The sequence below is a fragment of the Bifidobacterium sp. LH_417 genome, assembly GCF_056357035.1.
On sequence record NZ_JBKEVI010000013.1, the window covers coordinates 74,632 to 84,863 of the forward strand.

The following is a 10,232-nucleotide window of genomic DNA, read 5'->3' on the forward strand; positions in this document are numbered from 1 at the left end:
GGAATTCGTTGATATGGATATATACGTACGTATCGGCCTCACCCCCGCTGGCGGGGGCTGTCACCATACGACCGGCCCATAATCCCGCCCCGCCGGCGGGGGTGCCGTGCCATACGGCCAGACCACAATCCCGCCCCCGCTGGCGGGGGCTGTCAGCCACAAGCTGACTGGGGGTGGTCGCACAAGCAGACCGACGAATCCCGCTCCCGCTGGCGGGGGCTGTCAGCCGCAGGCTGACTGGGGGTGGCCACGGCACGTACGCATCGGGACCACCCCCACCCGGCTCCGCCGGGAGCCCCCGCCAGCGGGGGCGATGATGGAGGGCGCCCCCTCCCCGGCACCCCGCCAGCGGGAGCGAGGATAGGGAGCACCCTCCCAAGCACCTCACCCCTTCAACGGGACAAGGCCGTCGAGGCGACAGCCTCGCCAGCGGGGGCGAGGATGGAGGGCGCTCCTAGATCAGGCGCGGCGCTTGCGCCAGACCGTGAGGGCGACGCCAGCGGCGAGCATCAGCGCGGTGAGCGCGGTCACGCCGGCCACGGCGCTGCCCGTGGCCGACAGGCCCGGCTGCTTCGCGCCGGTATTGTCGCCGGCACCGGTCTTATCGCCGGTGGTGTCACCGGCGCCCGGGGTCTTGCCTTCGTCCTTGGTCACGGCGATCGTCAGCGTGGCTGACACGCTCGGATCGCTCTTGGACGAGACGGTGATCGTCGCGGTGCCGGCCTTGAGCGCCTTGACGCGACGCGTGCCGACGGCCGGGTCTGCGCCCTGGTCGACGTACTCGACGACGGACGTATCGGACGGGGCGCCCCACACGAGTTCGTCGGCGGCGGTCGCATCGCCCTGAGAAAGCGCGGCGTGGATGTCGAGCTCGTCGCCGACCTTCAGCGCGACCTTGCCGTCCTTGACGCCCTGACCGGAAAGGGTGATCTCCGGCTTGGTCGGGTTCTTGCCCTGCTCGACCTCAACGCCGTCGCTGATGGACGCCTTGACGAGATTGTCGGTGTAGCCGTCGTAGGCGGCGGTCACCGTGCCGGAGACCGCGGCGGGAACGGTGACGGAAGCCTTGCCATCGGCGTCGAGCTTGACGGTCTCGGACCAGCTGCCGTCGGCGGTGGCGAACGTCACGGAACCGGCGACGGTGCCCTGGTCATCGGCCTTCACGGTCGCGGTGACGACGCGGAAATCCTTGTCGTACTTGGCGGTCGTCGTGGAGTCCACGGCCTCGATATGAGTCGGCGACGCCGCGGTCCAGGACTTCGTCACCTTGAGCACGGCTGCGGGCACGTTGACGAATGCGCCATGACGCACCTTGTCCGGCAGACCGCCCTTCGCGCCCTGGGTGATGTAGCCCTGAGCGCCAGGCTTGGCCATGACCGGCTTGCTCTCATTGTTGAAGTCCGGGAATCGATTGACCATGGTGTTGTTCCAGTTGGTCTTGCTCAGCTCGGCTCCGGTGGTCATGAACGCACGGTAGGAGAAGTTGTCGGACAGCAGGATGTAACCGTCGTCGTCTTTCGTGTTGAGTTCGTCGTCCTTGTTGAGTTTGACGGTTTCGGGGCCTTCGAACGGCAACAGGTTCTGCTCAAGCAGCTGCCAGCCGGTGTCAGGGTCCTGATTCGGGTCGGCTTTGGTAGTCGGAGCGGTGAGCACCTTGGAACGCTCGAGGAACACGCTCTTGCCCTTCGTGATGTAACTGCCGGCTGCGCCGTTCTCCTCGTTCTTAGTAAGGCGGTAGTAGTATCCGCCGATTTTGCGCACGGTGGAGTCGATACGAGAGTAGCCGGTGTCCTGCCACATTTGCGGCTCGGTGAAGTTCACGAAGTCGCGGGTGATGGCATAGCGCACCTGCGCATAGGAGCTACGGCCGGTGGTCTCGTTCTTGACCGGAGTGGTGCGGCTTTCGTCGGTGTACATACGCGAGGAGAAGAACACCACATAAGCATTGAGATCGTCATCCCAGTAGGCTTCCGGAGCCCAGGTCATGCCGGCTTCCGGCGAATTGATGGTGATGCCGCCGTTGCCGTCGCCGTTGGTACGGGTCCAGTTCATCATATCGGTGGATTCGTAGACCTCGACCTTATGGGAACCGTACTGCTGGTTCTGCCCCCAGCCCATCGCCGACACTTTGAGATCGGTGGCGATCAGGTAGTACTTGTCACCTTCGTGGGAACGCAGCACGTACATATCGCGCAGACCACCGGTGTCGGCGTCATTGGTAAGCACGGCCTGACCGTTGTTGCGGGTCTTGAACGTGAAGAAATCGTTCTTCTCGGTGGAAGCGACCCACGCCTGCTCGCCACCGTTGTTATCGCTGCTGAAGGTAACGGACGCGTAGCCGGTGTCCGGCGCGACACGCGTCTTCTCCTTGACGGTGATCTCGATGCTCTTGGTGACTGCCTCGCCGCCGTTGTAGCTGGCGGTGGCAGTCAGCGTGACCGGCTTGGAGTCGCCGTCGCCGTAGGCGGGACGGGTGACCACGCCGGCGCCGCGATACGGGTCGGCGGCGCCCACGCTCGGGGCCTTGTAGTTGGCGTCGGTGCCGGTGATGAGCTTCGGGTCGGAGGACGTCCAGGTGATCGTGGAGCCGTTCTTCGTGCCTTCGGCGATGAGCGGCAGGTTCTCGGTCGTGGTGGTCTTCAGCGCGCTGATCGCGGAGTCGAGATCCTCGTTGGCGGCGGTCTTCGCGTCCATCGGATTCACGGTGACGGGCAGTTCGGCCTTCACGCCGCCGATCTCGGTGGTGGCGGTGATGGTCGCGGAACCGGCCTTGACGGCGGTCACGGTGCCGTCGTCGGAGACCTTCGCCACACCCTCGTCGGAGGAGGACCAGGTGACGTTCTTGCTCACGGCGTCGTCCGGGGTGACGGTGGCGGTGAGCTTCGCGGTGGACTTCTCGGTCAGGGCGAGCTTGCCGTCGACCACGCCGTCGCCGGCGATGGTCACGCCGGTCGGCGAGGCGAGTTCGGCGCCCTTGTACACCTTGATGTCGTCCATCGCGCCGTTCCAGTACTTGTCGGTGCCGATGCCGGAACCGCTGCCGTCGTAGAACGACTTGCCGATGTAGGTGGTGTAGCCGCCGAGGTCACTCATCCTGATGCCGGTGTTGGTCGTGAAGTTCAGCAGGGAACCGTCACGCCACACGCCGAGATTGGTGCCGTCCACGACGATCTTGTAGTTGTGCCACGTGTTGTCGTTGCCGGAGACGGAAACGTTGTCGCCATGCTCGTTATTCCACTTGTTGTCGGAGATGACCGTCTTCACCTTGGTGGTGCTGATGCGGTTGAAGAAGTACTTGTTGTAGTCCTTGCCGACCGCGAAGGTGAAGAACGCGTCGCTGTCCGCCTGACGGGACTTGGCCGCGAACTCCAAGGTGAAGGAGTCGCCGGCGTCCTTGAACAGCTGGTCGTCGATCTGCGCGTACTTGGCGCTGTTGGCATCGTTGTTGAGATTCAGAGCCTCGTTGTTGGAACGATCGCCGAACTTGCCGACGGAGACGCCGCCGTTGAGCGTCAGCTTGTACTTGCCGGTCGAATCAGGGATGGAGCCGCTGCTCGTGCCGTTCTTGCCGGTGAAGTCCCAGCTGGCAAGCAGGGTCGGGGTGGCGTCGGCCGCGGTCTGCACGGTCGACGTGGCCTGCGCGGCCGTCGTCGTGTCGGCCGCCGTCGCCGCGGGCGCAAACGCCGCGAACATCGGCACGGCCGCAATCAGCGCGACCGCCTTCTTCCAGTTCTTCATATGCTGCTATGCACTTTCGTTCGGGCGCGACGCAGCGCCTCTCCTTCGTTCCTCCCCCGTCACGGCCGCTTCACGGTGCTACGCCACACCACGACCCTGCCGGGCGCTCCGCACACCGTTGCCGATGCGCGTGACGTCCTATGTGCGCGCTCACATCACCAGCGACAGGCAACCCCGCGCGCTGTTACGATGCGGTTGTCGCCACTCACCTCGCGCCGGCCTACGCTCCTCACTGATGGCCGACTACGTAATGTGAACGCTCCCATAGAAGACTGCTGCCCATTCTCCCAGCACCACGTGACATCCGCCGCACAAGTCCCGGCTGACGCCCCAGCGCGCGCCCGGCATGACATCCCCCCGTGCGCACTCGGCACCCCCACGCGAGTCCGGCCGGCGTCGATGCCCCCCTCGTGAATCCCAGCTGACATCCCCGCGCGCCCCGGTATGACGTCCCCCGCGCGCATTCCACGCACGACATTCTCGGCGCACACCCCACGCATGACACTCCGGCGCGCGTCAGCCTCCGCTCCCCCGCACCGCTCTTTTGATTCTTTTGATATTTTTGATTTCTTTGATATTTTTGATATTGCGTTATCCACGATGACGGGAGACACAAGATGCATGCCACGGAGAACCCTTTCAAACCGACCGCGGGCGGCGAACCGCCCCTACTCATCGGCCGCGCCAAAATCATCCGCGACTTCGAAAAAGGACTGGGCAACGGCGTCGGCGCTCCGGGACGCATCATGCTGGTGACCGGCGCACGCGGAACCGGGAAAACCGTGATGCTCACCGTATTCGGAGACAAGGCGCGCGCCCGCAAATGGGACGTCATTGAGGAGACCGCCTCGATGGGACTGTGCGAACGGCTCGCCAACGAGCTCCATGATTCCGACGGCATGTTGGACCGAATCTCCGTGAAGCCGTCGGTGAGTTTCGCCGGAGCGAGCATCAGCCTCGGCGAGGCCGAACTGTCGCCGAAACGCATGCCGGAGACGCTGCGCAAAGCCATGTCCCGCCGCCTCGACGTACTGGAGAAACATCATCGCGGACTGCTCATCACCATCGACGAAACACAGGCCGCCGAACGGAACGATCTCATCGCCATCGCGACCGCGATTCAGCATCAGATACGCGAACGCCGGAACATCGCCATCGTATTCGCCGGACTGCCGCAGATGGTCTCCGACCTGTTCAACGACGAGGTCATCACCTTCCTGCGCCGCGCGAAGACCAACGTGCTCACGGACGTCCCCATCGACGACGTGCGCGGTGCCTTCGCGACCACGTTCCGCTCATCCGGCATGACCATCTCCGACGACCAGCTGCGCACCGCCGCCGAGGCGACGGCCGGATACCCGTACATGATCCAACTGGTCGGATACTACGTGTGGGACGCCGCCGATTTGCGGGAATCCGACGTCATCTCCGACGGCGATATCGCCGACGGCATCGCCGAGGCGCGCAGCGATCTCGACAACGCCGTGTGCATCCCCGAGCTGCACGGACTGTCGCGCAACGACAAGGCGTATCTGAAGGCGATGGCGGTTTCTGACGGCTCCTCCTCCACCTCCGCCGTGGCCCGACGCATGGGAAAGACCGACAACTACGCCGCCACCTACCGCAAGCGGCTACTCGATGCCTACGTCATCCGGGAAACGGAACGCGGCGAAGTGGATTTCGCCGTCCCCTTCCTCCGCGAATACCTCCGGCACCGCGGCTGACGGCCGGCGTTTGCCGGACCGCCGCGGCGGTTTCGCGCCGGAAACGTCGCAGGCTCGCCAACGTTGGCATGGATACGACGCTGAGAGCATCGTCAGCGTCGCATCCGCGCCACGACCCCCGTTCCGCCGACGCCATTGGCGCGGAAACGACAAAAACGCGGCCTTGGCGTCGTTCCCGCGTCACGGAACAACGCGCGCCGACTCAACCGGGTCCGGCGACGCATACGAAAAGGCCGTCGTTCCCAGTGTGGGAACGACGGCCTGTCGTCACGATGAGCAGGCTCACTGGACCTGGGCGCGGGCGATCTTGCCGGTGAAGGAGTTGGCCTCGTCGGCGTCCTTCACGCCGTCCTTGTTCCAGGAGAACATGGCGCGCAGCTTCGGGCCGACGGTCTCGATGCGCTCGTTGGAGTACTTCTCCTGCAGCTCCTTGAAGTGCGGGGCGCCGGCATCCTGATCGTCGATGAACTCCTTGGCGAAGGAGCCGTCCTGGATGCGGCCCAGGTGGTACTCCATGCGCTTGCGGCAGTCCTCGTTGATGACGGTGTTGGTGTAGTCGCCGTACTGGGCGGTGTCGGAGCAGGACCAACGGGCCTTGTTGAGGCCGCCCTCGTTCATCAGGTCGACGAGCATCTTGAGCTCGTGGCAGACCTCGAAGTAGGCGATCTCCGGCTGGTAGCCGGCGTCGGTGAGGACCTCGAAGCCCATCTCGACGAGCTTGTTCACGCCGCCCATGAGGACGTTCTGCTCGCCGAACAGATCGGTCTCGGTCTCCTCCTTGAAGGTGGTCTTGATGGCGCCGGCGCGCAGGGCGCCCAGGGCCTTCGCGTAGGCCAGGGTCAGCGCCCAGCCGTCACCGCGCGGGTCCTGCTCGACGGCCACGACCACCGGGACGCCACGGCCGGCGGCGTACTCACGACGCACGATGTGGCCCGGGCCCTTCGGAGCGACCATGAACACCGGATGATCCTCAGACGGCTTGATGTAGCCGTAGTGAATGTTGAAGCCATGGGCGAAGGCGACGGCCGCACCCGGCTTGATGTTCGGCTCGATGTCGTCCTTCCAGATGTTGCGCTGGTACTGGTCCGGCGCGAGGATCATGATGACGTCGGCCTCGGCGGCGGCTTCCGGCACGGACTTGACCTCAAGGCCCTGCTCCTTGGCGAAGTCCACGGACTTCGAGGTCGGACGCAGGCCGACGACGACGTCGACGCCGGAATCACGCAGGTTCAGCGCGTGGGCGTGGCCCTGCGAGCCGTAACCGATGATCGCGACCTTCTTGCCTTCGAGCACGGAGAGATCGCCGTCATTCTCATACCAGATTTGTGCAGCCATGATTGGCACTCCTTTAACTTGCGCATCGTCGGCCGTCCACAATGGTCGGAAAACGATGCACGGTGTCGTGTGGTTGCGCTGCATGCGATCCGCATGCATATGCGCGTTCGGGTCATCCGAGCACCTGCCCGGACGGTCTCAAACGTGGGGATTGTGTCCCGCGAACTGGTTTCCATCCTAGCCGCGATTCCGCCGATTCACGCCACTCGTCCATAACGTGGTCGTCTCCCGTTGCACCTTTTCCCACCACCATTCGCCCACAGGGTTATTCGGAATGAGGTAGTTGTGGTTCCTGCCGCAACCGCGTGGCGACTCTGGCCCGTGCCTGCACGGAGGTCGTCCGCTTCCTTTTACTCCGAATAGTCGCCGTCACCGTATCCGGTTGCCCTGTGACACGGAAGGAGACCGGCCCCTTGCCGGTTCCTGACGAACGTTCATGGCCGGCACCCGAGTGCCGGAATCTTGTCAGCTTGGGACGTTTCCTCGTGGCATGTCCCTTGGGAGGTGTAATCGGATTGCCTTTATGCCCCAGGTATCGCCGGCCGCGATCGGCGATGTTGACCGCCGAACCATAGTCACGCGAAACGGTCCTCCCGCAACCGGGGCACTGGTATTCGCGCGCTTTGTTAAGATTCCCGATTCTCGTGTGGCACCATGGGCAGGTGTCGGACGTGTGCGCCGGATTGACCTTGACAACGCGTCGACCATTGCGCGCCGCCACATGGTCGAGCTTGTCCAATTGGCTTCCGTGTCGGAACTCATACCGTCCGGCCGCGTCGAACGCGTTCAGCTTCTCCACCGCGATCAGCTCGTCGGGACGAGCGTGGTCGATGACGTCGTGGGCGTACCGCCAGTCCAACAGGGTTTTGATCCGATACATCTTGTCGCGTAGTCCCAACGACTGATTGTAGAGTCGAGCCCATTTCGGATGGGCGGCGACCTGGATCGGATCATCCGGGTCCGAGGGGCGCTGCCACGGCATGAGACGCTTCAATTTGGCAAGACACCGCCGATACTCGACGTACAGACGTTCCAGTTTCTCCTGCTGGCGTCGCGTATCCACGCCGGCGACGAGCTCCCGGCCGACGTGACCGTTATAGGCGAGACGCGCACCGCTGATCCCACCGTGCCAGTCCGCATTCAGGTCGAAACCGACCACATGCGCGCTCTTCGACACGTCAACCGTTCTCATGCGTCGCTCGAACACGACCAGATCGAACACGATCATCCCGTCCCCGCGCAACCTCATGGTGGGACGCGACACCCGAACCAGATTCGGATACCGTTCCCTCATACGAGGAAACCGCAGGGTCACGTCCACGAACCGGTCGGCGACCGCCATGCGCCGGTACGTGACCAGTCCGCGCCCGAGGTCGATCTCGCCTTGACGGCATGAATTGTTGTTCGACTGGTCATACGGGAAACGCGTGCCGCGCACCGTCGGCAGTTCGAAATGCGCGTCGTGGGAGAGCACGTTGGAGAACAGTTGCGGATCGACCTTCCCGCCGACCAGTTTCTCCACATCCTTGAGCGTGGCCTTGTCCCAGCCGATCTCGTCCAACGCGTCCGCGACCCGCTCGCGAGCCCGCCACGCCAAGACGAGGCGCGCCGTCTCGCACTGGTTCACCCGGTTCTGATGCGACAGATTACGGAAACCCGTCGGAAGGGAAACGAGACGAACGTTTTTCCTAGCCCACTCGTTGCAGAAACCCCCGCCCTTCGAGCCGAGGTTTCGGTTCAATCGGATCATCATGTTCTGGCAATGCCTCGCATGGTCGAGATGACTCCAGAACAACGCCTCCCATTCCATAGGAGACAATTCCACGCCGGTGGCGGTGTCGCACACCTTGACCGGCTCCAACGCGGGGACACCACAGGCGACTTCGTCACTCCCCGCCATCCGACGCCGCCTCCCCGGACAGGCGTCGCTCCGCCTTCCTCAACAGGAGCCGCTGATGCTCCACCGAACGAAGCTTGTAGAACCGGCCCGAGAACGAGGCGAGCAGGCTCATGAAATCATCCATGAGCTCATCCATCATGCCCTTCTCACGTTCCCCGTCCAACACGACCAGCGTGACGCCAAGACAGCCCAGATACCGTTCCAGATACGCGGCGCCGAACCGGGAGAGACGATCCCTGGCCGTGACGGCGACCCGGTCGAACAGACGATTCTCCGCATCGTCCAACAGACGGTTCAACCCCTTGCGCCGCTCGTTCAATCCGCTCGCACGATCCCGATACACCCTCACCGGCTCGCCGTACGCGACCGTCAGCCGTTCCACCTGCGCGTTCATACGCGCCGTGTTGCCCTCGCTGTCGCGCACATAGAACACGAGCTTCCCTTCGGGGATCGGCATGCCCTGACATTCGGCCATGTACCGGTCGATCTCATGCGGATCGTACACCTTCTGACCACCCGGCGTCACCTCATAACGGATACCGCCCTGTTTGACCAACAGTTTGAACATGGACACGGAAACATGCAGACGCTCCGCCGCCTCCGCACGACGCAGATACCTGGCCATTCCAATCACCTCCCCAAAGGCTCATACTATAATTACAGCGAATATCTCAATTATCCGCAATCAAGGTTACAGCAGAACAGGCTGACGCCGTATTCCAAGTGCAGCGGTGTCGGTATCGCCCCTCGGCCGATGCCGTGTCTTCGCGGCCCCGCGGGCCGCGGGTCTCTCCCTCCGTCCGCCTTCGGTGGCCATCTCTCTCGCCAGAGGGAGGTCGCGCTCACGCGCGTGAGCGCACAGCCCCCTGTGACAAGGGGGCTCCCGGCCGCAGGCCGGGTGGGGAGGAGAAGAGGAGCGGCCCCATGGACTGCGGGGAGAAACGCACCGGCCGTAGGCCGGTTCCGTTTCCGCGTATCCTCGCGCGTGTGTGTGGGTATGGGAAAGCCCCGGGGCGTTCGGGTGCTCTCCGGGGCTTTCGTTTCAAGTGTGGTGCGGCGGCGTGCTACTCTCCCACACCCTGTCGGGTGCAGTACCATCGCCGTGCCAGGTCTTAGCTTCCGGGTTCGGAATGGGTCCGGGCGTCTCCCCTGGGCCATGACCGCCGCAAATCTTCAATTATCAGGAGGGAATCGTGTCCCGTGTCTCCTGATGGCTGGTGGTTTGGGGACCGGATGGTGGACGCGTCGCTGATCGTTTTTGTGGTCACGGACCGTTGTTCCGTGTCGCGTGTTTTCGCGCAGTCTTCGCCGATGCTCTCCACACTCCTTGGGGGTGTGGGTTGTGTGTCGCGCTTCCCCGTTAGTACCGGTCGGCTCCACCCCTTGCGGGGCTTCCACGTCCGGCCTATCGACCACGTGTTCTACATGGGGGGTCACGGCTCCGAAGAGCCAGGGAATACTTATCTTGGAGCGGGCTTCCCGCTTAGATGCTTTCAGCGGTTATCCCTTCCGAACGCAGCCAACCGGCGGTGCCA

General features: G+C 63.7%; 5 protein-coding genes and 2 rRNA genes. 1 reads left to right on the forward strand and 6 read right to left on the reverse strand.

Annotated elements, in window-relative coordinates; all coding sequences use genetic code 11:
- Positions 1–459: 459 nt before the first annotated feature.
- Entirely contained in the window at positions 460–3,738 is a 3,279-nt protein-coding gene (locus tag AC1AYR_RS08410) for an Ig-like domain-containing protein (protein ID WP_476512291.1), read from the reverse strand.
- Positions 3,739–4,355: 617 nt separating this feature from the next.
- On the opposite strand from AC1AYR_RS08410, the gene AC1AYR_RS08415 reads away from it, so the two are divergent.
- Positions 4,356–5,462 carry an ATP-binding protein gene (locus tag AC1AYR_RS08415; RefSeq protein ID WP_476512292.1) on the forward strand — a complete coding sequence of 369 codons (1,107 nt, stop codon included), beginning with the start codon at positions 4,356–4,358 and terminating at the stop codon, positions 5,460–5,462.
- A 282-nt stretch (positions 5,463–5,744) separates the two neighbouring features.
- Here the strand turns inward: AC1AYR_RS08415 and ilvC are convergent, their stop codons facing one another.
- The 5 genes from ilvC to AC1AYR_RS08440 form a co-directional block, all read right to left on the reverse strand.
- Complete coding sequence (ilvC, locus tag AC1AYR_RS08420) at positions 5,745–6,797, reverse strand: ketol-acid reductoisomerase (protein WP_034529598.1); 1,053 nt, start codon at positions 6,795–6,797, stop codon at positions 5,745–5,747.
- Between the two features lie 265 nt (positions 6,798–7,062).
- Positions 7,063–8,697: a zinc ribbon domain-containing protein gene (locus AC1AYR_RS08425; RefSeq protein WP_476512293.1), complete on the reverse strand. Its 1,635-nt coding sequence runs from the start codon at positions 8,695–8,697 to the stop codon at positions 7,063–7,065.
- A complete protein-coding gene (locus AC1AYR_RS08430) occupies positions 8,684–9,322 on the reverse strand; it encodes an IS607 family transposase (protein ID WP_476512294.1) in 639 nt (212 codons plus the stop codon). Before AC1AYR_RS08430 ends, AC1AYR_RS08425 begins: the two co-directional genes overlap by 14 nt.
- 426 nt (positions 9,323–9,748) lie before the next feature.
- Positions 9,749–9,865: ribosomal RNA gene (gene rrf, locus AC1AYR_RS08435) — 5S ribosomal RNA — on the reverse strand.
- A 172-nt stretch (positions 9,866–10,037) separates the two neighbouring features.
- Positions 10,038–10,232: ribosomal RNA gene (locus AC1AYR_RS08440) — 23S ribosomal RNA — on the reverse strand; the annotation flags it as partial.